Annotated in this window: 20 protein-coding genes and 2 riboswitches; of the genes, 10 read left to right on the forward strand and 10 right to left on the reverse strand. The window is 60.7% G+C overall.

The features are described 5' to 3' along the window. Nucleotides 1-117: 117 nt before the first annotated feature. Nucleotides 118-3,828, reverse strand: coding sequence for a methionine synthase (gene metH / locus CE491_RS18490; RefSeq protein ID WP_110949775.1), 3,711 nt, complete (start codon nt 3,826-3,828; stop codon nt 118-120). Nucleotides 3,829-4,000: 172 nt separating this feature from the next. Between metH and CE491_RS18495 the strand changes: the two genes are divergently transcribed. The 3 genes from CE491_RS18495 to nfuA all read left to right on the forward strand — a co-directional run bounded on the left by CE491_RS18495 (nt 4,001) and on the right by nfuA (nt 8,354). Continuing rightward, nucleotides 4,001-6,310 (forward strand): fatty acid cis/trans isomerase, encoded by a 2,310-nt coding sequence (locus CE491_RS18495; RefSeq protein WP_110949776.1) that lies wholly within the window; start codon nt 4,001-4,003, stop codon nt 6,308-6,310. 330 nt (nt 6,311-6,640) lie between these two features. Continuing rightward, entirely contained in the window at nt 6,641-7,663 is a 1,023-nt protein-coding gene (locus CE491_RS18500; protein ID WP_110949777.1) for an acyltransferase family protein, read from the forward strand. Between the two features lie 97 nt (nt 7,664-7,760). Continuing rightward, the gene (nfuA, locus tag CE491_RS18505) at nt 7,761-8,354 is read left to right on the forward strand and encodes a Fe-S biogenesis protein NfuA (RefSeq protein WP_110949778.1); all 594 of its coding nucleotides are present in this window, start codon (nt 7,761-7,763) and stop codon (nt 8,352-8,354) included. A gap of 281 nt (nt 8,355-8,635) precedes the next feature. Here the strand turns inward: nfuA and cobM are convergent, their stop codons facing one another. From cobM to CE491_RS18525, 4 genes are all read right to left on the reverse strand, one after another. Beyond that, nucleotides 8,636-9,382: a precorrin-4 C(11)-methyltransferase gene (gene cobM / locus CE491_RS18510; RefSeq protein ID WP_110949779.1), complete on the reverse strand. Its 747-nt coding sequence runs from the start codon at nt 9,380-9,382 to the stop codon at nt 8,636-8,638. Nucleotides 9,383-9,499: 117 nt separating this feature from the next. After that, nucleotides 9,500-9,931 (reverse strand): cobalamin biosynthesis protein, encoded by a 432-nt coding sequence (locus CE491_RS18515; protein WP_110949780.1) that lies wholly within the window; start codon nt 9,929-9,931, stop codon nt 9,500-9,502. After that, a complete protein-coding gene (locus CE491_RS18520) occupies nt 9,928-10,647 on the reverse strand; it encodes a CbtA family protein (RefSeq protein WP_110949781.1) in 720 nt (239 codons plus the stop codon). The genes CE491_RS18515 and CE491_RS18520 overlap by 4 nt, the downstream gene beginning before the upstream one ends. An 11-nt stretch (nt 10,648-10,658) precedes the next feature. Further along, nucleotides 10,659-10,844: a CbtB domain-containing protein gene (locus CE491_RS18525; protein WP_110949782.1), complete on the reverse strand. Its 186-nt coding sequence runs from the start codon at nt 10,842-10,844 to the stop codon at nt 10,659-10,661. Between the two features lie 105 nt (nt 10,845-10,949). Next, nucleotides 10,950-11,163, reverse strand: a riboswitch (cobalamin riboswitch). Between the two features lie 228 nt (nt 11,164-11,391). After that, nucleotides 11,392-11,612, forward strand: a riboswitch (cobalamin riboswitch). Between the two features lie 133 nt (nt 11,613-11,745). Here CE491_RS18525 and cobW point away from each other — a divergent pair. The 4 genes from cobW to CE491_RS18545 all read left to right on the forward strand — a co-directional run bounded on the left by cobW (nt 11,746) and on the right by CE491_RS18545 (nt 18,397). Beyond that, nucleotides 11,746-12,825, forward strand: a complete 1,080-nt coding sequence (gene cobW / locus CE491_RS18530; protein WP_110949783.1) for a cobalamin biosynthesis protein CobW — start codon at nt 11,746-11,748, stop codon at nt 12,823-12,825. 2 nt (nt 12,826-12,827) lie between these two features. Next, on the forward strand, nt 12,828-16,592 hold the full coding sequence (cobN, locus tag CE491_RS18535; protein ID WP_110949784.1) for a cobaltochelatase subunit CobN: 3,765 nt from the start codon (nt 12,828-12,830) through the stop codon (nt 16,590-16,592). Between the two features lie 102 nt (nt 16,593-16,694). Beyond that, entirely contained in the window at nt 16,695-17,717 is a 1,023-nt protein-coding gene (locus tag CE491_RS18540; RefSeq protein ID WP_110949785.1) for an ATP-binding protein, read from the forward strand. Nucleotides 17,718-17,719: 2 nt separating this feature from the next. After that, on the forward strand, nt 17,720-18,397 hold the full coding sequence (locus CE491_RS18545) for a vWA domain-containing protein (RefSeq protein WP_234407625.1): 678 nt from the start codon (nt 17,720-17,722) through the stop codon (nt 18,395-18,397). A 108-nt stretch (nt 18,398-18,505) separates the two neighbouring features. Here CE491_RS18545 and CE491_RS18550 read toward each other — a convergent pair whose 3' ends face one another. After that, on the reverse strand, nt 18,506-18,772 hold the full coding sequence (locus CE491_RS18550) for a hypothetical protein (RefSeq protein WP_110949787.1): 267 nt from the start codon (nt 18,770-18,772) through the stop codon (nt 18,506-18,508). 390 nt (nt 18,773-19,162) lie between these two features. Between CE491_RS18550 and CE491_RS18555 the strand changes: the two genes are divergently transcribed. Next, a complete protein-coding gene (locus tag CE491_RS18555) occupies nt 19,163-20,482 on the forward strand; it encodes a sigma-54 dependent transcriptional regulator (protein WP_110949788.1) in 1,320 nt (439 codons plus the stop codon). A 156-nt stretch (nt 20,483-20,638) separates the two neighbouring features. Here CE491_RS18555 and CE491_RS18560 read toward each other — a convergent pair whose 3' ends face one another. Both CE491_RS18560 and pnuC read right to left on the reverse strand, forming a co-directional pair. Continuing rightward, nucleotides 20,639-21,163, reverse strand: a complete 525-nt coding sequence (locus CE491_RS18560; RefSeq protein ID WP_110949789.1) for an AAA family ATPase — start codon at nt 21,161-21,163, stop codon at nt 20,639-20,641. Between the two features lie 7 nt (nt 21,164-21,170). After that, entirely contained in the window at nt 21,171-21,734 is a 564-nt protein-coding gene (gene pnuC / locus CE491_RS18565) for a nicotinamide riboside transporter PnuC (RefSeq protein WP_110949790.1), read from the reverse strand. 330 nt (nt 21,735-22,064) lie between these two features. On the opposite strand from pnuC, the gene CE491_RS18570 reads away from it, so the two are divergent. Both CE491_RS18570 and CE491_RS18575 read left to right on the forward strand, forming a co-directional pair. Next, nucleotides 22,065-22,895: an undecaprenyl-diphosphate phosphatase gene (locus tag CE491_RS18570; RefSeq protein WP_110949840.1), complete on the forward strand. Its 831-nt coding sequence runs from the start codon at nt 22,065-22,067 to the stop codon at nt 22,893-22,895. 4 nt (nt 22,896-22,899) lie between these two features. Further along, nucleotides 22,900-23,334, forward strand: a complete 435-nt coding sequence (locus tag CE491_RS18575; RefSeq protein WP_110949791.1) for a DUF1294 domain-containing protein — start codon at nt 22,900-22,902, stop codon at nt 23,332-23,334. Between the two features lie 15 nt (nt 23,335-23,349). Here CE491_RS18575 and CE491_RS18580 read toward each other — a convergent pair whose 3' ends face one another. Beyond that, nucleotides 23,350-23,694 carry an MmcQ/YjbR family DNA-binding protein gene (locus CE491_RS18580; protein ID WP_110949792.1) on the reverse strand — a complete coding sequence of 115 codons (345 nt, stop codon included), beginning with the start codon at nt 23,692-23,694 and terminating at the stop codon, nt 23,350-23,352. 79 nt (nt 23,695-23,773) lie between these two features. Next, complete coding sequence (locus tag CE491_RS18585) at nt 23,774-24,682, reverse strand: LysR substrate-binding domain-containing protein (protein WP_110949793.1); 909 nt, start codon at nt 24,680-24,682, stop codon at nt 23,774-23,776. Nucleotides 24,683-24,779 lie beyond the last annotated feature (97 nt).

Below are 24,779 nucleotides of genomic sequence, written 5' to 3' on the forward strand. Positions count from 1 at the left end.
AGCGAGCTTTTATAGGCGCACGCTTGCCCGCGATGTGTAATGTCTGTGAAAAAATGCGGTGTTGACACTACGCAATCGGCGAGCAAGCGCGCTCCTGCACGTTGATCTACGCGTCAGTTACTCGTCATAACCAAGGTTCGGGGCCAGCCAGCGCTCGGTCACGCGCATTTCCTGACCTTTGCGGGCGTTGTAGCTTTCCACCTGGTCCTTGTCGACCTTGCCCACCGCGAAGTACTGCGCCTGTGGGTGGGCGAAGTACCAACCGCTGACCGCCGCCGCCGGGAACATCGCGTAGTGCTCGGTCAGGAACACCCCGCTGATACCTGGCTTGCCGTCGCCTTGAGTCGGATCGAGCAGGTCGAACAGCACGCCTTTCTCGGTATGGTCCGGGCAGGCCGGGTAACCGGGAGCAGGGCGGATGCCGACGTATTTCTCCTTGATCAGATCCTCGTTGTCCAATTGCTCGTCGGTGGCGTAGCCCCAGTAGTGCTTGCGCACTTGCTGGTGCAGCCATTCGGCGCAGGCTTCGGCAAGACGATCAGCCAGGGCCTTGACCATGATCGCGTTGTAGTCGTCGCCCTTGTCCTGATAGGCCTTGGACACTTCTTCGGCGCCAATGCCCGCGGTGGTGATGAAGCCGCCCACGTAGTCGGTCACGCCGCTGTCTTTGGGCGCGACGAAGTCGGCCAGCGAGAAGTTCGGCTTGCCGTCGGTCTTGATGATCTGTTGACGCAGATGATGCAGCCTGGCCAGCGGCTGGCCGTTGTCGTCGAACAGCTGAATGTCGTCGTGGTCGACCTGATTGGCCGGCCAGAAGCCGAACACTGCTCGGCTGCGGATCAGCTTCTCGTCGATCAGCTTGCGCAGCAGCTCCTGCGCGTCGTTAAACAGTGAGGTCGCCGCTTCACCCACCACTTCATCCGTAAGGATGCGCGGGTACTTGCCGGCCAGGTCCCAGGAAATGAAGAACGGCGTCCAGTCGATGTAATCCACCAGCACGTTCAGGTCGATGTCTTCCAGCACCTTGACCCCGGTGAAGGTCGGTTTGGCGGGCTGGTACGCGGCCCAGTCGAACTGCGGCTTTTTGGCGATGGCGGCACTGTAGCTCAAGCGTTCGGTGCGGGCGCTGCGGGCTGAGGTGCGTTCGCGGACTTCGACGTACTCGGCGCGGGTCTTCTCGATGAAACCGGCTTTCAATTCCTTGGACAGCAGCTGCGTGGCGACGCCCACGGCACGGGAGGCATCGGTGACGTAAATCACCGCGTCGTTGCTGTACTTGGGTTCGATCTTTACCGCCGTATGGGCTTTGGACGTGGTCGCGCCGCCGATCATCAGCGGCAGGCTGAAATTCTGCCGCTGCATTTCGCGAGCGACATGCACCATCTCGTCCAGCGACGGAGTAATCAGGCCGGACAGGCCAATGATGTCGCATTTTTCATCCTTGGCGACTTGCAGAATCTTCTCTGCAGGCACCATCACGCCTAAATCGACGATGTCGTAGCCATTACAGCCCAGTACCACGCCGACGATGTTCTTGCCGATGTCATGCACGTCACCCTTGACCGTGGCCATGAGGATCTTGCCCTTGGCTTGCGGCTTGTCGCCTTTTTCCGCTTCGATGAACGGTATCAGGTGAGCCACCGCCTGTTTCATCACCCGGGCGGATTTCACCACTTGGGGCAGGAACATCTTGCCCGAGCCGAACAGGTCTCCGACCACGTTCATGCCAGCCATCAGCGGGCCTTCGATGACTTCGATCGGTCGCGCAAAAGACTGACGCGACAACTCGGTGTCTTCGACGATGTGGGTGGTGATGCCCTTGACCAGCGCGTGCTTGAGACGCTCGTTGACCTCCCAGCCACGCCATTCTTCGGTTTCCGCTTCCTTGACCGAGCCGTCGCCCTTGAACTCGTCGGCGATCGCCAGCAGACGCTCGGTGCCGTCTTCGCTTCGGTTCAACACCACGTCTTCCACGGCGTCGCGCAGCTTGACCGGAATCTCGTCGTAGATCTCCAGTTGGCCGGCGTTGACGATACCCATGGTCAGCCCGTTGCGAATCGCATGCAGCAGGAACACCGAGTGGATCGCTTCGCGCACCGGGTTGTTACCACGGAACGAGAACGACACGTTGGACACGCCGCCGGAGGTCAGTGCATACGGCAGCTCGTCACGGATGTAGGCACAGGCGTTGATGAAGTCGACCGCGTAGTTGTTGTGCTCTTCGATGCCGGTGGCGATGGCGAAGATGTTCGGGTCGAAGATGATGTCTTCCGGCGGGAAGCCGACTTCGTTGACCAGAATGTCGTAGGAGCGTTTGCAGATTTCCTTCTTGCGCGCTTCGGTGTCGGCCTGACCGGCTTCGTCGAAGGCCATGACCACGACGGCGGCGCCGTAACGCTTGCACAGCCTGGCGTGATGGATGAACTGCTCGACGCCTTCTTTCATGCTGATCGAGTTGACGATGCCCTTGCCCTGAATGCACTTGAGGCCGGCTTCGATCACTTCCCATTTCGAGGAGTCGATCATGATCGGTACGCGGGAGATGTCCGGCTCGCCGGCGATCAGATTGAGGAAGGTCACCATGGCCTTCTTCGAGTCCAGCATGCCCTCGTCCATGTTGATATCGATCACCTGGGCCCCAGCTTCGACCTGCTGCAGAGCGACTTCCAGGGCTTCGGTGTAATTGTCTTCACGAATCAGGCGGGCGAAACGCGCGGAGCCGGTGATGTTGGTGCGCTCGCCGACGTTGACGAACAACGACTGGCGATCGATGGTGAACGGCTCCAGACCCGACAGGCGACAGGCTTTCGGGATGTCCGGGATCGTACGCGGCGGATACTTGCCGACGGCGTTGGCGATGGCCTTGATATGCGCCGGAGTCGTACCGCAGCAGCCCCCGACGATATTGAGAAAGCCGCTCTGGGCGAACTCTTCGACGACCTTGGCCATTTCGGCAGGCGACTCGTCGTATTCACCGAATTCGTTGGGCAGGCCGGCGTTGGGGTGCGCCGAAACCTGGGTGTCGGCCTTGTTCGACAGTTCTTCCAGATACGGCCGCAGGTCGCTGGCCCCCAAAGCGCAGTTCAGACCGACCGAGATCGGCTTGGCGTGACGCACCGAGTTCCAGAAAGCCTCGGTGGTCTGGCCCGAAAGGGTGCGGCCGGAGGCATCGGTGATGGTCCCGGAAATCATGATCGGCAGTTCGAAGCCGATCTCATCAAACACACCCTGCACGGCGAAGATCGCTGCTTTGGCGTTCAGGGTGTCGAAGATGGTTTCGATGAGGATCAGGTCCGCGCCACCTTCGATCAGGCCTTTGGTGGCCTCGGTGTAGTTCTTCACCAGTTCGTCGAAGGTAACGTTGCGATAGCCAGGGTTGTTGACGTCCGGCGACAGCGAGCAGGTGCGGCTGGTCGGGCCGAGTACGCCGGCGACGAAGCGCGGCTTGTCGGGGGTTTCGAGGGTCTTGGCGTCAGCGACCTTGCGCGCCAGTCGCGCACCTTCGACGTTCAGTTCGTAGACCAGTGCTTCCATGCCGTAGTCGGCCTGGGACACCTGGGTCGCGTTGAAGGTGTTGGTTTCGAGAATGTCGGCGCCGGCGTCCAGGTATTCTTTCTCGATCGCGCCAATGACGTCGGGGCGCGTCAGCACCAACAGGTCGTTGTTACCCTTGACGTCGCTTGGCCAGTCGGCAAAACGCTTGCCGCGGTAGTCTTCTTCCTCCAGACGGTAGCTCTGGATCATGGTGCCCATGCCGCCATCGAGAATCAGAATGCGTTCCTTGAGAGCTTGACGAAGTGCTTGAAGACGCGCGTTGCGATCTGACATTGGCTTACCCGGATGAAGAAAAACGGAAAAATGGTGACGCTCAAAGGAGCGAAATAATAGCAAACCTGTACCGTTTTAAACCGTGACGAGCTTTAAATGAATTCTGTTCATGTTAATGGCCGCTCGCCATGGGTAGAATTACCGGGTTTTTTATTTTCAGGACGCTCGTTCCATGTTGCATCGCTTGTTCGCCATGACTGTGGCCCTGTTGTTTTGCGGTGCAGCGTTCGCGCAATCGCCTCCTGCTTCGCCTGCCATTTCCCCTGTTTCCTACAGTCGCGACATCCAGCCGATCTTTACCGAGAAGTGCGTCGCCTGCCACGCCTGCAACGACGCCGCCTGCCAGTTGAACCTGGGCAGCGGCGAAGGGGTGTTGCGTGGTGCTTCCAAAGTACCGGTGTACCAGGGCGATCGCAGTCAGGCCGTTGCGCCGACGCGGATCTTCTACGACGCCAACCGCCCTGAGGCATGGCGCAAAAAGGGCTTCTATTCGGTGCTGGACGGGCAGAGCAATCAGGCCGCATTGATGGCCAAGATGCTGGAGTTCGGTCACAGCACGCCGTTGGTGCCTAACGCCAAATTGCCGGATGACATTGTGTTGGGCCTCAATCGCCAGAACATGTGCCCGCTGCCACAGGAGTTCGAAGGCTATGCCAAGGCGCATCCGGGGCAGGGTATGCCGCTGGCGGTCACCGGCCTGACCGACGTGCAATACAACACCCTGCAAAGCTGGCTGGCAGCAGGCGCACCCGTGGAGCAGACGCCGGTGCAGCCGAACGCGGGCGAGGCAGCGCAGATCACCGAGTGGGAAAACCTGTTCAACCGCCCTGGTTCGACCGAGGCCCTGGTCGCTCGCTGGCTGTATGAGCATCTGTTTCTGGCGCACATCTATTTCACCGATGGCGAGCAGGGGCATTTCTTCCAGTGGGTGCGTTCGCGCACGCCAAGCGGCCAGCCGGTGGACCTGATCGCCACCCGCCGTCCCGATGACGATCCGGGCACCACCTTCTATTACCGCCTGATGCCGGTGCAGGGCGTCATCGTCCACAAAACCCACATCACCTATCCGATGGGTCCGCAGAAGCTGGCGCGGGTCAAGCAGCTGTTTTACAGCGGCAACTGGCGCGCCACCGAGCTACCGGGGTATGGCCCGCAGCGTCGTGCCAACCCTTTCGACACTTTCAAGCAAATCCCGGCGGTCGCGCGTTATCAGTTCATGCTGGATAACGCCGAGTATTTCGTGCGCACTTTCATTCGTGGCCCGGTGTGTCGTGGTCAGATCGCCACTGACGTGATCCGCGATCATTTCTGGGCGCTGTTCCAGGAGCCTGCCCACGACCTCTATATCACCGATGCGGCGTATCGCGGCAAGGCAACGCCGCTGCTGGCGATGCCGGGCCAGAACGACGATGTCGGCAGTGTGCTCAGCGTATGGCGCGGCTACCGCAACAAGCGCAACGAATACGAAGACCTGCGCAGCGACGCCTACGCGCATATGCCGCCGCCGGGCTGGGCAACGCTGTGGGCAGGCAATGACAACGCCTTGCTGACCATCTTCCGCCACTTCGACAGCGCCACGGTCAACAAGGGCCTGATCGGCGATCTGCCGACCACCGTCTGGCTGTTCGATTATCCGCTGCTGGAGCGCACCTATTATCAGTTGGTGGTCAATTTCGACGTGTACGGCAACGTCTCCCATCAGGTGCAGACGCGCCTGTATTTCGACCTGATCCGCAACGGCGCCGAAGTCAACTTCCTGCGCCTGATGCCCGCGGACGAGCGCGACGACATCTTGGGCAGTTGGTACCAGAACGGCGGCCAGGTGAAGATGTGGCTGGATTACCAGGCCATCGACAACGACACGCCGACCGGTATCAAGCTGGACGAGAAAGACCCCAGGCATGATTTCGAGCGCAAACTGATCGAGCGCGCCGGCACGCTCAACGTCGCGCCCGATCCGATCAACCGCTGCAGTGGCGCCTATTGCTCGCGGCAGGGCGTGGGGCCGGTATTCAGCGATGTCGAGCAATCCCTGAGTCGCCTGGTGTCGCGCCCGGCGGCGGGGCTGCGTGTCATCGATCTGTTGCCGGAAGCGACGATGCTGCGTATTCAGGATGGCAGCGGCAAGCGCATCGTCTACAGCATGCTGCGCAACCGCGCCCACAGTAACGTGGCGTTCCTGCTGGGCGAGGCCTACCGCTATCAGCCGGGCCTAGACACGCTGACGATCTATCCGGGCGTGCTGACCAGCTACCCGAACTTCATCTTCAATATCCCGGCCAACCAAGTGAGCGCGTTCGTCGATGCGATGGAGCAGGCCCACGAGCACAGAGAGGCTTTCGACAGGATCGTTCAGCGCTGGGGCGTGCGTCGCAGCAATCCGTTGTTCTGGACGTATTTCCATGACCTGGACCAGTACATTCGCGAGACCGAACCGCAGGAGGCGGGGGTGTTGGATATGAATCGGTATGAGAATTTGTAAGCGTGGTCGTGGGTAAGCCGTGATCCCCTTGTAGCAGTCCGGCTTGCCAGCGGTAGGAATTTTGCCGATGCCGCCGCTGGCAAGCCATGCTGCCTACAGGATCGCCGCCCTCGATAATTAATTGCGAAATCCTCAACTCCGCGTAACGCCCATGCATGCTGGCTGAGACCCCTGAACCCTTCTAAAACATGGCGTGCAGCCATTATGCAGCCCGTCAGTCTTGCCGAACCTTTTTGCCAAAACCTCAGTCCGAACCTGCGAGTCGTCCTGCAAGTATGGGCTTTTGAGGTCCTGGTCGTGGGTCAAACCAGAGTAAGCAAGAGGTTGCAGATGTTGATTTCGGTTCAAGCCCTGCGGGCACTCGCCGCGTGGGTCGTTGTGTGTCACCACTTCATGCAGATTTTTTTCGATTTCCATCCCAGCGGCCCGATCGGCCGGTTCTTTACCGAAAAAGGCGCAGTCGGCGTCGACATCTTCTTCGTTATCAGCGGTCTGGTGATCTACCTGTCTACAGTGGACAAGGACATTCCCGCCAGCCGCTTCATACTCAACCGCATTATCCGGATCGTGCCTGCCTATTGGCTTTACACCCTGGTCATGGGGCTCTTGGTTCTGGTCGCCCATCCGCTGTTGCCTCATCAGGTCGTGGATTGGCAGAGCTTCATGCTGTCACTGATGTTCATCCCGTCGGAGAACCCCGGCGGGTACGGGCTGTACCCGACGTTGAACGTTGGCTGGACGTTGAATTACGAAATGCTGTTTTACGTGCTCTTCTCGATGGTGTTTTTGTTCCAGCAGCGTCTGCGCCCGCTCATCATCGCCGCCGCACTGTTCGCCGTAACCGACGTTCTGGGGCGTTCCGGTTTGATCAGCCGCTTCTACGCCAACGATATCGTTTATGAATTCCTGCTTGGCATTGGCATTGGCGTCATCTACCGCCGCGGCTGGATCACCGAGCGCCTGTGGCTACCGCTGCTGGCCGTGGGTGGCGCGTTGCTGACGATCAAAGAGCTGCAGCCGGACCTGCGATTCATCCATTGGGGCGTGCCCAGCGCTGTAATTGTGGTTGCGTGCATTTCCCTCGAGCCTTACTTGCGTGGCAGTCGGCTATTGAAAACCATGGGTGATTGCTCTTATTCGGTGTACCTGCTGCACGTTCTGGTGCTGTACGGCGGCTGGCTGGCGACCGAACGCTACGGTCTGAACCCTTACGCGGCGTTTGCCGTGTGTGTGCCGATCATCGCCCTGGGGGCCTGGCTGAGTTATGAGTGGATCGAGAAGGGCCTGTATCGCCGGATGAAGGGCTGGCTGGACAGCAGGCGGGCGGTCAAGGAAGAGGCAGCGCTGTCGTGAGTGAGTCTGTCGTCGTGTATTACCTGAGCGAAATACTAGGACTTTGTCAGTTGCTGTGGAATGGCGTAAACTGCGCCCACGTCTGCGAGGAATTTTCATGACCGCTATTACTATTACCGATGCCGCCCACGATTACCTGGCCGATCTGCTGCAGAAGCAGAACACCCCCGGCATCGGCATCCGCGTGTTTATTACCCAGCCTGGCACCCAATACGCCGAGACTTGCATCGCCTACTGCAAGCCGGGCGAAGAGAAGCCGGAAGACAAGGCCATCGGCCTCAAAAGCTTCACCGCCTGGATCGATTCGTTCAGCGAAGCGTTTCTGGATGACGCCGTGGTCGACTACGCCACCGATCGTATGGGCGGTCAGCTGACGATCAAGGCGCCGAATGCCAAGGTGCCGATGGTCAATGCCGACAGTCCGATCAACGAGCGCATCAATTATTACCTGCAGACCGAAATCAACCCCGGTCTTGCCAGCCATGGCGGGCAGGTGACGCTGATCGACGTGGTCGAGGAAGATGAGGCGAATATCGCCGTGCTGCAGTTCGGCGGCGGTTGCCAGGGTTGCGGTCAGGCTGACGTGACGCTCAAGGAAGGCATCGAGCGGACGTTGCTGGAGCGTATTCCTGAGTTAGCGGGTGTGCGTGACGTGACTGACCATACTCAGAAAGAGAACGCTTACTACTAAGCGGTTTCGGCCTGGATCGAAGAAGCCCCGACGTGTTCGGGGTTTTTTTGTGGGTGGTGGCGGCTTCGCAGCGTCCATGCCGATCGGCCCAGGGAGCGTCGCCTGCGTTCGGCCTGCACCCAAGTCGCGCTCAGCGGTGTCTGGACTGTCGCGCAAAAAAGCTGTAGCAGCGTGACTTGACGGTGGCGTCTGGGAAGCCGGGGCCGTCGGCAAGCCGGACTGCTATAGGTTGTGCCTTGGGCTCTTATCGATGTGTTTACAGGCTCAATCACTTTCGTTCTTTACGGCCTGAACACATGCGCATGCCCCGCTCGATACAGCGACGATTCACCGAACACATCATTCCCCAGCACTCGCCCTACCAGAATCAGCGCGGTGCGCCTGAATCCCTTGGCCGCTACTTTCGCTTCAATGTCTGCCAATGTCCCGACGACCCAGTCCTGATCCGGCCAACTTGCACGATGGACCACGGCAATTGGGCAGTCCTCGCCATAATGCGGCATCAGTTCGGCGACGATTTTGCTGAGGTGGTTTACCCCCAGGTGAATCGCCATGGTCGCCTTGTGACGCGCGAATTCGCCGAGTTCTTCGCCTTCGGGCATGGCGGTTTTGTCAGCGTAGCGGGTCAGTATCACGCTCTGCGAGATGTCGGGCAGCGTTAGTTCAGTACCCAGCAGGGCAGCACAGGCAGCGGTGGCGGTGACGCCGGGGACGATTTCGAAAGGGATGTGGAGATCACGCAGGCAGCGAATCTGCTCGCCGATGGCGCCGTACAAACTTGGGTCGCCGGAATGCACGCGCGCCACATCCTGGCCCTGTGCATGAGCGGTTTTCATCAAGGCGATGATCTGCTCGAGGTGCAGCTCGGCGCTGTTGGTCACCTGAACCGCGTGATGGCCCTGGATGACGGCCTCCGGAACCAACGACCCGGCGTAGATGATCACAGGACAGCTACGGATCAGGCGTTGGCCCTTGACCGTGATCAGATCTGGATCGCCTGGGCCTGCGCCGATGAAGAAAACGGTCATTCAATCTCCCGAATGTCGATGTTTCGACGAACCCTGTAGGAGCGCCCGCAATCGCTTCTGTACCAGACGACACACATCCGCTGGACGTTGCAATTCTCTTCGCGGGCAAGCGCGCTCCTACAAATTACTGCGTCCAGTCCTCGCCTCAGCCAGCGCAAACGTTGCCCGCGAACTGTTCCGCCGCTCGATCACCAGCTTCGCCGGCGATCCACTCAAACGCGAAGCCATCGCCAGCGCCGCGCTTTCCGCCACGCCGTGACAACCCGTGTTGTCAAAGGCGATCTGCGAGCGATGGCTCAATTGCGGTTCGAATGCGGCCAGCTCATCAGCGCTGAAGAAGCCAAGAGGCAGCCCTAGATACTCGGCCAACTCCAGCAAGCCTGACTCTGAAGACTTGATGTCGATGGAGGCGAGGGCGGTGATATCCGCCAACGTCAATCGATGCTCCCGCAGGCTGACCTCGATCAGGCCCTGGAGCACCGACGTCGGGCAGCCGCGCTGGCACCCGAGGCCGATCACCAGGGTCGGTCGGCAACCCGCTTCATTCACAGCGCGGGATTCAGGCCAGGTTGCGCCGAGCGCGGCTCATAACGTTGGAACAGCCAGGCGCTGATCAGCCCCATCGCCACCCAGAACGCGGCGTTGGTCAGCAATGAGGCGATCTTGAATTGCGCCTCCAGCGCTTCAGGCGCCAGCGCCGAATGGACGTCCGGCTGAGGCGCACCCAGCACATGCGGCACCACCAGAATCGCCGCGCCCAACACTTTCAGCAGCCAGTTATGAGCGAAGACGATGAGCGCCAAACCCGCAGCGGTAGAGGCTGCGGTCCCGACCCACCAGATCTGCCGTTGAGTCAAATCGGCAGCAGCGGTGCCTGGCAACTCCGGCGGCAGCCCCAGGGTCGGGGCGAGCACGAAGACGGCAAACCCGGCCAGACCCCAAAGTGCGCCCTGGCGGATGTTGCTTGGCGTACGCAGGGTGTACAGCGCTGCCAGGATCAGGGCGAAACCCACCGCGACCACCAGATTGCCGCCGGTGGTGGACAGTACGCGCTGCCAGCCGTCTTCCGGTTCCCAGGCTTCGTCGTTGTGGACGTGAGCGGCCATCGCGCCTTCGGCGTGCTCGTGGGTTTGCACGGTAGGCGCTTTTTCGTAGGTTTCGGCCTGGAGGATCAACGGCGCTACCCAGAAGCTCTGCAAAAGCGTGAGCAACAGGGCGGCGAGCAGTCCGGTGAAACCGGCCGTTTGAGCGATTCGCTTGAACATGACGGCAGGTCTCAGTGGCAAGGGAAGGCAGAGCTGTGACGGGTGTCGTGCGCAGCGTTATGCACGGCGTCGATGTGCGAGAAGCCGGCGAAGTAGACCAGGCACGCGCCGAGAATCATCGCACTGATGGCGGCGGTGAGACGCTGGCTCTGGGTGTTGACGTTGCTGGTGGTCTGGCTGGTGGTGCTGATCGACATGGCGCTTCCCTCTGGAATGTCGGCGAAGGGAGGGCGCAAAGCCAACCACTGACGCATGTCAGTAGCGAACTCAACAGCGCCCGCCCACCGCGGGTTTGTTATGTGTCGTTGTCATTGTCGGGCCGGTCTCCGGGCTTGCGAGGGGCATTGGACATGCCGACAAGAATCCCCTTCCCATATCGCTGATCGACACAGTGGATCTGACTCTTCGCTCGCTTACCGTTGCGGGGGCAGCGCCGGACTTGCACAGACATCGAGGTCTGCACGCACCGGTTTCCCGTTTCACCCTGTGAAGGGCACCCGTAACAAGGTGTGTAGGAGACCACGGAGCAGGGCGGCAGTCAATTCCACATGGCGCGTCATCCGGCGCTATTAGCGCAGCCGGGCTGTAGGAGTGAGCCTGCTCAGGAAGGCTCACTTCCAGAATCGACATCTGCCGCGGATGTACGAGCCCTTTGTTGAGCACGCTCACTCCTACGGGGATCGGTAGCAGACCGACGTCCTGCGTTCACGCCGGTTTGCACGTTGACCTTCGCCAAGGCACTGCGTAGCCTTGCGCACTTGAGGTTCGCCGATCCGGGTCCAGCCGTCTCGGCGCTAAGAAGGGAATGTGGTTCAAGCCACAGCTGCCCCCGCAACTGTAAACGGTCATGTTCATTGCACAGCCACTGCGCGAGCGGGAAGGCGCATGAACGCGTGTGTTCTGGCGAAGATGCCAACACATTCGCCGCCGTGAGCCAGGAGACCTGCCTCAAACACCGGCCTGTTATCCCGACAGCCCGAAGAATTCTCATTACAACCGGGCGGGGTGATCCGGTGGCGAATCGAACGGCGGGCCTGTCGAGATGGGCGGTTGCGCGGTTCTCGTCCTGTTTGCCCGCCGCTGCGCCTGAGGGCAACCATGAAAACACTGGCCAAACTTCCCGTCACCATCGTTACCGGCTTTCTCGGTTCAGGCAAAACCACGCTGCTGCGTCACATGCTCGATAACGCCGAAGGCCGTCGCATCGCGGTGATCGTCAACGAGTTCGGCGAGCTGGGCATCGACGGCGAAATCCTCAAGCAATGCACCATCGGTTGCACCGAAGAAGAGGCCACCGGCCGGGTCTACGAGCTGGCCAACGGTTGCCTGTGCTGCACCGTTCAGGAAGAGTTCTTCCCGGTGATGCAGGAACTGGTGGCCCGTCGCGGCGACCTGGACCATATCCTCATCGAAACCTCCGGCCTTGCGCTGCCCAAACCCTTGGTACAGGCCTTCCAGTGGCCGGAAATCCGCAACGCTTGCACCGTCGATGCGGTGATCACCGTGGTCGACAGCCCGGCCGTAGTTGCCGGAACCTTCGCCGCTTTCCCCGATCAAGTCGATGCCCAACGCAAGCTCGATCCGAACCTGGATCATGAATCGCCGCTGCACGAACTGTTCGCGGATCAACTGGCCAGCGCCGATCTGGTCATCCTCAACAAGGCCGACATGCTCGATGCCGATGCACTCGCTGCTGTGCGTGCCGAAGTCGCCGAAGAACTGCCGCCCGCGGTGAAGGTCATCGAAGCCAGCAAGGGGCAGTTGCCGATCAGCGTCCTGTTGGGGCTGGGCGCCGAATCCGAGCTGCACATCGACGGTCGCAAGACCCACCACGATCACCACGAAGGTGACGACCATGACGATCACGATCATGACGCCTTCGATTCGATTTCCATCTCGCTGCCCCAGGCCGACGAAGCACTGTTGCTCGACGCCTTGGTTGAGGCCGTCGTGCAACATGGCATTCTGCGGGTCAAAGGTTTCGCGGCGATTCCCGGTAAGCCGATGCGCTTGCTGGTGCAAGGTGTCGGCACGCGTTTCGACAAGCATTTCGACCGCGCCTGGAAAACGGATGAGCAGCGCCTGACCCATCTGGTGCTGATCGGCCAGGAGCTGGACGCTGCGGTGCTGGAAGCCCAGTTGCGCGCTGCGCTCACCACCGTTGAAAGCAAAGCCTAGTCATGCACCTGCTGCGTACCCAGCCCGGCGGCTTCGTCCCGGATGACAGCATCGCGGACCTGGGTCAGACCCCCGCCGAGCTGGTGATTCTGTGCAGCGGTGATTCCCATCTGGCGTTGTTGGCCGAAACCGCGCAGCAATTGCCGGACGATTACCCCAGCCTGCGCCTGGCCAACCCCATGCAGGTGCAGAACCACGCCTCGGTGGACCTGTACGTCGATGAGGTGCTGCGTCACGCCAAAGTGATCCTCATCTCGCTGCACGGCGGCATCGGCTACTGGCGCTACGGCGTCGAGCGATTGGTGGAGCTGGCGGCCAAGGGTGTGAAGCTGATACTGGTGCCAGGGGACGACCGCCCAGACCCGGAACTCAGTGACCTGAGCAGCGAACCCGCAGAAGACCGCGAGCGGCTCTGGCATTACTTGCGTCAGGGCGGCAAGCAAAACGCGCTGCAGCTGTTTAATTGTCTGGCTAATCGCTGGCTGGGTCGCGCTTACTCGTGGCAAGAGCCACAGACGCTGCCCCGCGTGGCGATCTACCACCCGCACAAGGCCAGCGCCGTGCTGGGCGACTGGCAGGCGGACTGGCGAGCCGATCAGCCGGTGGCTGCCGTGCTGTTTTACCGCTCGCACCTGCAGGCGGCCAACACCGGTTTTATCGACGTGTTCTGCCAGCAACTGCTGGCGCAGGGGTTGAATCCGCTGCCCATCGCTGTTGCGAGCCTCAGGGAACCCGCGTGCCTCAGCGCGGTACAGGACTGGTTGGACGAAACCGAATGCGAGGTCATCCTCAACACCACCGGTTTTGCCCAATCCAGCCCGGAAGCGCCGCATTTGCGACCTTTTCGTCGCAATATTCCGGTGATCCAGGCGATCTGCGCTCAGGACAACGAACCGGCCTGGCAGGCCAGTGAGCAAGGGCTGGGTTCGCGCGATCTGGCAATGCACATCGCACTGCCGGAACTCGACGGACGCATCATCAGCCGGCCGATCAGTTTCAAGGACCTGGCCTGGTACAGCGAGCGCAGCCAGTCTGACGTGGTCTGTTACCGCGCCCAACCCGAACGCATGGATTTCGTGGCTGAACTGGCGCGGCGCTGGGTATTGCTGGCGCGCACGGCCAATGTCGACAAGCGCGTGGCACTGATTCTGGCCAATTATCCGACCCGCGATGGCCGCATCGGCAATGGCGTCGGCCTGGATACGCCTGCGGCGGCGCTGAACATTCTCAGGGCCATGCAAGGCGAGGGCTATCCCGTCGAGGGATTACCGGAAAATGGCACGGCGCTGATCCACGCGCTGCTTGGCGGCGTAACCAACGACTCGGACAGTCTCGACCAACGTCCGTGCCACCAAAGCATGGCGATGAACGATTACCTGGCAGCGTTCCAGGCCCTGCCCGCAGCCAATCGCGCGGCGGTGATTGAGCGCTGGGGTACGCCGCAGCAAGACCCGATGTGCCGCAACGGGCGCATGATGATAGCCGGGCTGCGCTTTGGCCTGACTTTCGTCGGCATCCAGCCGGCACGGGGTTACAACGTCGATCACAGCGCGGTCTATCACGACCCGGATCTGGTGCCCCCCCACGGCTATCTGGCGTTCTATTTCTGGCTGCGCAGAAGCTACGGCGCCCATGCCGTGATCCACGTCGGCAAGCACGGCAATCTGGAGTGGTTGCCGGGCAAGGGTGTAGGGCTGTCCGAAAACTGCTGGCCGGATGCGATTCTGGGCGCGATGCCCAATATCTATCCATTCATCGTCAATGATCCGGGCGAGGGCGCGCAGGCCAAGCGACGCACCCAGGCAGTCATCATCGATCACCTGATGCCACCGCTGACGCGGGCGGAAACCTACGGACCGCTGCGTAACCTGGAGCTATTGGCCGACGAGTATTACGAGGCGCAGTTGCTCGACCCTCGGCGCGCACGGGAGCTGCAAAAGGACATCCTCAAGCTGGTTCGCGAAACCCATATTGATCGTGAGTTGGCCCTGGACGAACATCTGGACAGCGATGCCGATGCCGCAATCTGGCTGCCGCGACTGGACACTTATCTGTGTGACTTGAAGGAATCGCAAATCCGCGACGGCCTGCATGTGTTCGGTGAGTCGCCGAGCGGGCGGTTGCGAATCGATACCTTGCTGGCGATTCTGCGAGTGCCGCGAGGTGACGGGCGGGGCGCGAATGCCAGCCTGGTGCGGGCCTTGAGTAGCGCGATGGGCCTGACGTTCGACCCGCTGGATTGCGATTTGGGTCAACCGTGGTCGGGAGTCAAACCTCGGGCGTTACTTGAAGTCAGTGCCGAACCCTGGCGTACGGTTGGCGATACCCGCGAGCGTCTCGAACTGTACGCGGGATATGTTATTGAACGGATTGTCGGTACTGGTGATATTGAAAATACTTTTGAAAACAAAGAGTTGAATCTCGTTATTAACGCGATAAAGGAAGTCGTGGTGCCACGCCTGGACGGCTGCGGTCCCGCCGAAATCCACGGTCTGCTGGACGCGCTGAACGGACGTTTTGTCCCGGCCGGACCCAGCGGCGCACCCAGTCGCGGACGGCTGGATGTGCTGCCGACCGGGCGCAATTTCTTCTCGGTGGATGTGCGCAATCTGCCAACCATGACCGCCTGGCGTATCGGTTTTCAGTCAGCAAATTTATTGCTGGAGAGGCACTTACAAGACAATGGTGACTATCTACGTCAACTGGGCTTGTCGGTGTGGGGGACGGCGACGATGCGCACCGGCGGTGACGATATCGCTCAGGCCATGGCGCTGATGGGCGTGCGCCCGGTATGGGCCACGGGCAGTCAGCGGGTCGACGACTTCGAGATCCTGCCACTGAGTCTGCTGGACCGTCCTCGGGTCGATGTAACACTGCGGGTCTCCGGGTTTTTCCGTGATGCCTTCGCTAATCTGATTCGTCTGTTCGATGCGGCGATTCAGGCGGTCGCAGCACTGGACGAACCTGACGACATGAACCCGCTGGCATCGCGCGTGCGTCAGGAGCGTGCCGAGCTGGAAAGAGAAGGGTTGAGCGCGGAGCAGGCGGCGAAGCAGGCCGGTTGGCGAATTTTCGGTGCCAAGCCGGGTGCCTATGGCGCGGGGGTGCAGAACGCGATCGAGGGTCGACTGTGGCAGAGCCGCGCCGATCTGGCCGAGGCCTACCTGAACTGGGGCGGTTACGCCTATGGGGCGGCGGATGAAGGCACGCCGGCGCGGCAGGATTTCGCCAGGCGCCTGAGCCAGGTGCAGGCTGTGGTGCAGAATCAGGACAACCGCGAGCACGACCTGCTCGATTCCAACGACTATTACCAGTTTCAGGGCGGCATGCTGGCTGCGGTGGAAAGCCTTGGCGGCGAGAAAGTCTCGAGCTACCACGGTGATCACAGCCAGCCCGACCTGCCGAAAATTCGCAGCCTCAAGGAAGAACTGAACCGAGTCGTGCGCTCGCGGGCGGCCAATCCAAAATGGATCGAGGGAGTCAAGCGACACGGCTATAAAGGCGCTTTCGAAATGGCGGCGACCGTGGATTTGCTCTTCGCCTTCGACGCCACCACCGAGTTGATCGACGATCATCAATACGCGTTGCTCGCCGACGCCTACCTGCTCGATCCATCGACCCGTGCGTTCATTCAGCAGCACAATCCGGATGCCCTGCGAGACATGACCGAACGCATGCTGGAGGCGCAGCAGCGCGGGTTGTGGGAGGACCCGGGGGAGTATCGCGAGGCGTTGGAGAACCTTTTGCTCGATATAGAAGAAACATAAGATCCGCCACTGTCGCTTTTGATTCTGGCTGGACTCCTACGCCCTCCGGGCAGAAGCAGACTGTGTGAACCTTAATAGTTGATGCATGAACAGAGCCCAACCATGACCGACATCCCCCATTTCCCCCTGGCCGCCGTGGTCGGCGCCGATGAGTTGAAGCTGGCGCTGTGCCTGACCGCCATCGACCCGAAGATCGGCGGTGTGCTGATCGAGGGCCCGCGTGGCATGGCCAAGTCGACCCTGGCACGGGGCCTGGCCGATCTGCTGGCCAGCGGGCAGTTCGTCACCTTGCCGCTCGGTGCCACCGAAGAACGATTGGTCGGTACCCTGGATCTGGATGCGGCGCTGGGCGAGGGCCGGGCGAGTTTTTCGCCAGGGGTGCTGGCCAAGGCCGATGGCGGCGTCCTGTATGTCGATGAGGTCAACCTGTTGCCTGATCATCTGGTCGATCTGCTGCTGGATGTGGCCGCCAGCGGGGTCAACTTGGTGGAGCGCGACGGCATATCCCATCACCACCCGGCGCGCTTCGTGCTAATCGGCACCATGAACCCGGAAGAAGGTGAGCTGCGTCCGCAATTGCTCGACCGATTCGGCCTCAATGTGGCGCTGAATGGCCACACCCTGCCCGAGCAAAGAGGACAGATCATTCGTCGGCGGCTGGATTTCGATTCCGCGCCTGACGCCTTCTGCCAGCATTGGGCCAGCGAACAGCAAGCGCTGAAGGCCCGCTGCGTGGCTGCCCGCGGTTTGCTGGCGAACATCGAACTGGACGACATCAGCCTGGCGACCGTCACCGAGCGCTGCTACGCCGCGGGCGTCGATGGTCTGCGGGCGGACCTGGTCTGGCTGCGCGCGGCGCGGGCTCATGCCGCCTGGCGTGGGGTGTCGGCGATTGCCCTTGAGGATATCGATGCAGTGGCCGAGTTCGCGCTGCGACACCGTCGCCGGGACGCTCAAGCGCCCCAGCAACAGCCCCAGCCACAATCACAGCTCAACTCTGACAATCCTGCGCAATCACCGCGCACACCGTCTGAGCAAGATGAAGGCCATTGGGGCGAAATGCCCGCGCCAGCGGTTGCCACTGGTGCGCGTCGAGAAGTGCCCAGCTGGCCAAAAAAGCCCTAGGCATCCGCCCTCGCCAAAAGACGGGGGCGGATGCCAGCCCCCGGCCAGGCAGTCTCGACGGAGGCAAAAGCGGTGCGGCCCGGTCGGGTGCCGATGGCGCCGTCGCCTGGTTGCCGACCCTGCTGCGCGGGCGGCCGCAGCGCCGTGCCGATCTCGTGCGTCAACCGCGAACCCGGCGTGAACAGATGTTGTGGCTGGTGATCGTCGACGCCTCGGCCTCGACCCGACGCAACCAGGCCTTGAGTCAGGCCAAGGGGCTGCTGGCCCAGTTGTTCGACGACGCTTACCGGCAACGGGCACGGCTGGCACTGCTCACCGCCAGCGGCGGCGCCCCGCGCTGGCAGCATCACGGGCTCAAGGCAGGATCAGCGTTGCAGCGGTGGCTGGAGACGTTGGGCGCAGGAGGCGGTACACCGTTGTTCGAGGCCATCGATCAGGCGAATCAATGGCTGAGCAGACGCCGAAAACGTTATCCGGCCGAGGCGCACCGGGTGCTGATTCTCACCGACGGCCGCGTCAAGGAATGCGCCGGCCTCAAAGCCCTGGATTACCCGAGCCTGTTGCTCGACATCGAACGAGGGCCGATCCGGCTGGGCAGGGCAGTCGATCTGGCGCGCCAACTGGGTGCCGCGTATCGGCATATCGACGAGACGACGGGCGACCCAGGTTCTTCTCTCTAAAGAAGGCAACGCCAAACAACCTGTAGCAGTCCGACTTGCCGGCGGTAATGAACTCGTCAACGTCTGCGCGGGCGAGCCTTGCTGCAACAACCTTTCATCAGCAGACAATCAGGCAGGCATGGTCCAGGGTTCGAGGCTGTAGCCCTCGTCGCTGATTTCAGCGCGGGCCTGTTCCAGAAACCGGGCCAACTGTTTTGGATCGGAGTAGGCGCTGCTTGGGATCTGTTTGCGACCGATACGGGTGCTGGTGCGATCGACGACGGTCAGGCTCAGTTCGCCGTTACCGTCCTGCGGAGCCCAGGCAACGCAGCGGAACGGTTCGAAAGCGTGACCGGCAATCAGCAAAGCATCGTTAAAGCGCAAAGGGGCGTTCATGCAAAGTCCTCAAATGCCCGTATCAATTCAATTACCGCCGGCGGGCGTCCCGAGCGGTTGCTACTTGTACTGATGACCGGCACGGGGGTGTAAGTCACAGGATATTTCGTTTTTTTCAAAATTATTTGATCGGCGCGATCATTTTCTTTCGGATGGTAAGCCGGGATTTTTGTGGCTAAACGGGTGTTACAGGCCTGATTCGGTCGTTTGATTACTCATTTAGTGCTTTTTCGGCTTCGTTAAGCACGTTTTGATCTGAGGCTTATATTTAAACAATCCAAGCGAGTGTCAAAAATTTGCTAATGTATTCGCTACGGTCGCCAAGACACTGTTTCTAAAAATGTTTTTGATCTGAAATATTATTTGAATCCTGGCGCCAAGGAATTTCTCATGCATGAACTGGCATCGATCCGCCGCCTGTTAATTGTCGAACCCTGCGAAGAGTGTCTGCGTCTGATTCCCGGCCTGCGCATCGCCGGCTGGGAAGTGGACAGCTGTACGCTGGAATCCGCCGCTTCCCGGTCCTGTGACGTGGGGCTGATCCGTCTGATGCCGCAACACCTGGAACAGCCTCAGGTCATCAGGGACCTGATCAGCCGCAGCCACACAGAATGGATAGCCGTGCTGACCGCCGATGACCTGCGCCGCGAACTGATCGGCGATTTCGTCTGTGAATGGTTTTTCGACTTCCATACCTTGCCCTTCGATGTCGCCCGGGTTCAGGTGACCCTCGGGCGGGCTTACGGAATGGCACGCTTGCGTGCTCAGGGTGCCCGATACGGCAGCGGCCCAGAGCATGAGATGCTCGGGGAGAGCAGGCCAATCCGGGAGCTTCGCCGCTTGCTGACCAAATTGGCGCCGACCGAATCGCCGGTGCTGATCCGGGGCGAAACCGGCACCGGCAAGGAGCTGGTGGCGCGCACGCTGCACATGCAATCGCAGCGACGTCTGCAACCGTTCGTGTCGATCAACTGCGGCGCTATCGCCGAGAACCAGTTGCAGGCCGAGCTCTTCGGTCATGAGATCGAGGGCGCCAACGGCGGCCTGCAACGTAAGCCGGGGCGGATCGAAGCGGCCAATGGCGGCACGCTTTTCCTCGACGAAATCGGCGATCTGCCGCTGGACGTGCAGGCCAATTTGCTGCGTTTTCTTCAGGACCGGCATGTCGATACCGGCGTGGAGCGTATCGCCGTGGATGTGCGCATTCTCGCCGCGACCCACGTCGACCTTGAGGCGGCGATTCGCAAGAAGCGTTTCCGCGAAGACCTCTATTACCGGCTCAACGTGCTGCAAGTGGGCACCGCGCCCCTGCGTGAGCGGCATGGCGACCTGGCATTGCTCGCCAACCATTTCGCGCATTTCTACAGCCAGGAAACCGGCCGCCGGCCGCGTAACTTCAGTCAGGATGCGCTGGTCGCCATGGGCAAGCACGACTGGCCGGGCAATGTGCGTGAGCTGGAAAACCGCGTGCGTCGCGGCCTTGTGCTGGCCGAAGGGCGGCAGATCGAAGCGTTCGACCTGGGATTGCTGGGCGAAGAGGAAATCAGTTCCAGCATGGGCACGCTGGATGAGTACAAATCCCGGGCGGAGCGCCAGGCGTTGTGCGACGTCCTCACTCGTCACAGCGACAACCTCAGCGTCGCCGCCAAGGTGCTGGGCATTTCACGGCCGACGTTTTATCGGTTGTTGCATAAACATCAGATTCGTTGAGCTGCCGATCAGGCGTTTTGCATAACCTGTGTGAGAGTGAGCTTGCTCGGGGTCGCCATCGGAATAGGCCAATGCATCCACAGTATTTTCATGGCTGACCCGCCGTATTGTGAGCAGGCTCAACCCCACAGACCCTGCGTGCGCCCTCGGTCTGTGTCACCAGCGCAACAACCGCTCTACTGCCTCAAACGCCTTTTCCCTGCGGTAGCTCCAAGTGCCTTCGATGACTTCATAACGCTGCCCATGCTCATCGAGCCACTGTTTGCTGGCGTCGAAGAATGCCTGACGTTCAGCCAGCAACGGTTGGCAGCGCTGGCCGTCGCCCACCCACTCGACGCCTTCGGGGGAGAGTAACAAGTGCAGGTCGTAATGCCGGGCCAGCAATTGCTGGTCAAGCCACGGCGGGCAGTCACCGAACAGGGTGCGGCTCCACAGAATGTTGCTTAGCAGATCAGTGTCGAGGATCAGCAGCTCGGGCTTTCGGATGCGGGCGGCGTCCTCCCAGGCCAGTTGGCCCTGCGCGATCACCGGGATGTCGGCGTAGCAGGTGTCCCGCTGTGCCTGATCGATGAAAAGACGCACGTACTCACCGACCAACTCGCCACCGAAACGCTGCTGAATATGCCCGGCGAGCCAGCTCTTGCCGCTGGATTCGGGGCCCGCCAGTACCAAGACTTTCATCGCAGGTTCAACGCGCGAGCGCAGGGTCGGCACGCCAGTCGCGCCACCCTTGCGCGGCCAGCAACGTAAAAAGGACGTACAGGGCTGCGGTCAAGTACAGCTCTTTATAAAGGAACAACCCGACGAAAATGACATCCAGCACGATCCACAGCGGCCAGCACTGCACGCGCTTCTGGGCCATCCACACTTGCGCCACCAGGCTGAAACCGGTCAGCGCCGCATCGAGCCAGGGTTGCGCCGCGTCAGTGAAGTGCGCCATGGCTGCACCGAGCGCCACACTAACCACCGCGCCGATGGCCAGGCTCAGCGTGAGAGCGCCGCCACCCAGAGATGTCACCTTGCGCCCGTCAATGGCGTTCCCGCGACGTGTCCACTGCCACCAGCCATACAATTGCAACGCGGCATAGACAACCTGCAGCAGCATGTCCGAGTAGAGTTTCACGTCGAAGAAGATCCAGGTATAGAGCAACACCATTACCAATCCGATCGGCCAGCCCCACGGGTTTTGTTTGACTGTCAGCCAGACGGCAATGACACCGAGTGCAGCGGCGAACAGTTCAAGCCCGGACATGGAGACTCCTGCGAAGGATGGAAGGAAAAAAAGGCCTGCGATTGTATGCCGTTTACGGGCAGTTGTGGCAGGCAGATTCGAGGGAGGCGAAGACCTGCCGGCGATAGGTAAAACCTTGTTTTTCTGCCAACTCACGTCAAAGGTTGCACGCCAATATCCATGCTAGAGCGTTCGCCGTGAAGGTCTGTTAGCATCGCGGCGCTCGCGTGCTTGAGCCTGCAGTCTTGACTGTTCATGCGGTTTTTACATCCGACCGTTTATCGTGCGCCGAACAGTGCTCAAAACATATCAAGAGGGCTTGCCATGAGTAGGCCCCACTTTGGGGGAATGATGGATCTTTGGACCGCCGCACAGGCGTTAATACTGGGTGTCGTTGAAGGGCTGACGGAGTTCTTGCCGATCTCCAGCACGGGGCACCAGATCATCGTCGCCGATCTGATTGGCTTCGGTGGCGAGCGGGCAATGGCATTCAACATCATCATTCAGCTGGGTGCCATCCTGGCGGTGATGTGGGAGTTCCGGCACAGGATTTTCCAGGTCGTCACCGGCCTGCCGACTCAACCGCAGGCCCGCCGCTTCACCGTTAACCTGATCATCGGGGTACTTCCAGCGGTAGTGCTGGGGGTGATGTTTTCCGACGTGATTCATGAATACCTGTTCAATCCCATCACCGTGGCCGCTGCACTGGTGGTCGGTGGTTTCGTCATGCTCTGGGCCGAGCGCCGTCAGCACGAAGTCCATGCCGAAACCGTGGACGAGATGACCTGGTCTGACGCACTCAAAGTCGGCTTCGCCCAATGTCTGGCGATGATTCCAGGCACGTCACGCTCCGGCTCGACCATCATTGGCGGTTTGCTCTTTGGTCTGTCGCGCAAGACGGCCACTGAGTTTTCATTCTTTCTGGCCATGCCGACGATGATCGCCGCATCGCTTTATTCCGGCTACAAGTATCGTGACCTGTTTCAACCCGATGATTTTGCGGTCTTTGCAGTAGGATTCGTGACGTCGTTCATCTTCGCGATGATCGCCGTGCGCGGGTTGCTCAAGTTCATCGCGACACACAGCTATGCCGTGTTCGCCTGGTACCGCATCGCTTTCGGGGTGCTGATTCTGGCGACCTGGGTGTTCGGTTGGATCGATTGGTCCAGTGTGCAGGCATGAGCCGATGAATCAGCGCTTCAAACCCGACGCCGTCAGCCGCGGCGAGAAGTCCGCGGTGCGGTTTTTCAAGTTCAAGTTGGCGCTGCTGGTCGTGCTGTGTGCGTTGCCGGTTTACGGGGTGATCTCGGTGGGTTTGCGCGGCGGTTCGTGGTTGCCAGCGGCGGTTTATCCGTTGATGAGCCTGGTCACGTTCGCGCTGTATGGTTATGACAAGAAACAGGCTCGCACTCAGGGGCAGCGTACGCCCGAGAAGGTCTTGCACGCAGCCGAGTTCCTGGGCGGCTGGCCCGGTGCGCTGGTGGCGCAGCAGGTGTTTCGGCACAAGACACGCAAGTTCTCCTATCAGGTGGTGTTCTGGCTGGTTGTGCTGTTGCACGAGTTGTTCTGGATGGACCGGGTGCTGATGGGCGGGAATTTTTTGGCTCGCCACTTTTATTGAGCCGCACCCGCTCGATTATAGCTTGAGCGCGACCTGGCGGCGTTTGGGAAGTTTGCTGACAACCAGTTGGTGGGAGCGGGTCAGCAGGTCGCGCAGTTCGTTGTCGCTCATGGCGTATGGGTGGGTCAGGGTGATCCAATGCGCGCGGGCCCGATAGGGGGCAGGGCGTATGCCGGGGCGGTCGACGTAGCCGAGGAACAGGTCCGGGCCGACCTTGAACGCGAGATCGTTGCCGGTCAGGCCCATGACGGCGAACATTTTCGTCTCTGCGATGGAGAACACCCGCACGCCACCCCATTTGTAGTCTTCTCGTGCGCCTGGCAGTGACAGGCAAAAGGCGGCGACGTGTTCGGTATTCATGAGGTTCCTCCGATTTGGTCTGGTCTGGGGCGGTGATGCGGGTTCGCCTTCTCAGGAGTGGAGAGCATTTTAGGCGCTCCTAGACACACCCCGTCGAGTGCACGCTGAATGCCTGCGCCACATGATCGAGCCATGCTCGAACCGCTGGCAACGCGCCTCGCCGCTGGGTGTAAGCCGCCTGAAGATTCCCCGTCGACATCGACCATTCAGGCAACAGCCGCACCAGGCTGCCGTCGGCCAGGGCATCGTGGCAGTTCATCATGGGCAGCATGGTGATCCCCAACCCCGCCAGGGCCGCTGCCTTGCGAATGGTGAAATCGTCGATGGCCAGACGCGGTTCGAGCATCACCTCATGGCGCCGACCATTCTGGTGCACCAACTGAAAATGCACCTTGCGATCAGCCTCGATCGCACCCAGCACTGGCAGGGCGCTCAGGTCCTCGGGGGTACGGATGTGCCTGTCGGCAATCAACGCAGGGGAGGCTACCAGAGCTGCTTGCGCGGGCGCCAGATGACGCACGATCAGGCTCGGGTCTTCATCACCGATATCCCGCACGCGCATGGCCACATCAATGCCTTCGTTGACCAGATCAACGCGGCGATTAAGCAGCAGCAATTCCAGCTGCACCTGCGGATAGCGCGCCAGAAAATCAGTGACCACCTCGCTCAGGTGCCAATGGGTCATCCCCACCGGGCACGAGACGCGTAATCGGCCACGCGGCTCGGCGGACAACGTGGCCACCACCTCGTCGGCCATCTCGGCTTCCAACAACATCGCCTGACAGTGCTGCAGATAACGCTCGCCCACCGCCGTCAGCGCCAACTTGCGTGTGGTGCGCTGCATGAGGCTGGCATTGAGCCGTGTTTCCAGCTCGGCGATACGGCGCGACAAACGAGATTTGGGAATGCCCAGCGCGCGCCCGGCCGCTGCGAAACCGCCGCATTCGACCACCTTGGCGAAGTAATAAAGATCGTTGAGGTCCTGCATTTCCAACTCGACTGTCCTATTGGCGGGACAAACTATCGCACTTTTGCCGACTAATCAGCTATTGGCTTAGAGGGTAGGATTATCGCCACTCGATCGC

It is taken from the genome of Pseudomonas bohemica, from assembly GCF_002934685.1.
In the GTDB taxonomy this organism is placed as follows: domain Bacteria; phylum Pseudomonadota; class Gammaproteobacteria; order Pseudomonadales; family Pseudomonadaceae; genus Aquipseudomonas; species Aquipseudomonas bohemica.

Coding starts and splice junctions, on each gene's coding strand:
- CE491_RS18560 (WP_110949789.1), bottom strand. CDS start 21,163: ATGAAAGTCTTGGTACTGGCGGGCCCCGAATCCAGCGGCAAGAGCTGG.
- metH (WP_110949775.1), bottom strand. CDS start 3,828: ATGTCAGATCGCAACGCGCGTCTTCAAGCACTTCGTCAAGCTCTCAAG.
- CE491_RS18575 (WP_110949791.1), top strand. CDS start 22,900: ATGAATCAGCGCTTCAAACCCGACGCCGTCAGCCGCGGCGAGAAGTCC.
- CE491_RS18495 (WP_110949776.1), top strand. CDS start 4,001: ATGTTGCATCGCTTGTTCGCCATGACTGTGGCCCTGTTGTTTTGCGGT.
- CE491_RS18540 (WP_110949785.1), top strand. CDS start 16,695: ATGACCGACATCCCCCATTTCCCCCTGGCCGCCGTGGTCGGCGCCGAT.
- cobN (WP_110949784.1), top strand. CDS start 12,828: ATGCACCTGCTGCGTACCCAGCCCGGCGGCTTCGTCCCGGATGACAGC.
- CE491_RS18500 (WP_110949777.1), top strand. CDS start 6,641: ATGTTGATTTCGGTTCAAGCCCTGCGGGCACTCGCCGCGTGGGTCGTT.
- CE491_RS18580 (WP_110949792.1), bottom strand. CDS start 23,694: ATGAATACCGAACACGTCGCCGCCTTTTGCCTGTCACTGCCAGGCGCA.
- CE491_RS18555 (WP_110949788.1), top strand. CDS start 19,163: ATGCATGAACTGGCATCGATCCGCCGCCTGTTAATTGTCGAACCCTGC.
- CE491_RS18550 (WP_110949787.1), bottom strand. CDS start 18,772: ATGAACGCCCCTTTGCGCTTTAACGATGCTTTGCTGATTGCCGGTCAC.
- cobM (WP_110949779.1), bottom strand. CDS start 9,382: ATGACCGTTTTCTTCATCGGCGCAGGCCCAGGCGATCCAGATCTGATC.
- cobW (WP_110949783.1), top strand. CDS start 11,746: ATGAAAACACTGGCCAAACTTCCCGTCACCATCGTTACCGGCTTTCTC.
- CE491_RS18570 (WP_110949840.1), top strand. CDS start 22,065: ATGGATCTTTGGACCGCCGCACAGGCGTTAATACTGGGTGTCGTTGAA.
- CE491_RS18520 (WP_110949781.1), bottom strand. CDS start 10,647: ATGTTCAAGCGAATCGCTCAAACGGCCGGTTTCACCGGACTGCTCGCC.
- nfuA (WP_110949778.1), top strand. CDS start 7,761: ATGACCGCTATTACTATTACCGATGCCGCCCACGATTACCTGGCCGAT.
- CE491_RS18585 (WP_110949793.1), bottom strand. CDS start 24,682: ATGCAGGACCTCAACGATCTTTATTACTTCGCCAAGGTGGTCGAATGC.
- CE491_RS18525 (WP_110949782.1), bottom strand. CDS start 10,844: ATGTCGATCAGCACCACCAGCCAGACCACCAGCAACGTCAACACCCAG.
- pnuC (WP_110949790.1), bottom strand. CDS start 21,734: ATGTCCGGGCTTGAACTGTTCGCCGCTGCACTCGGTGTCATTGCCGTC.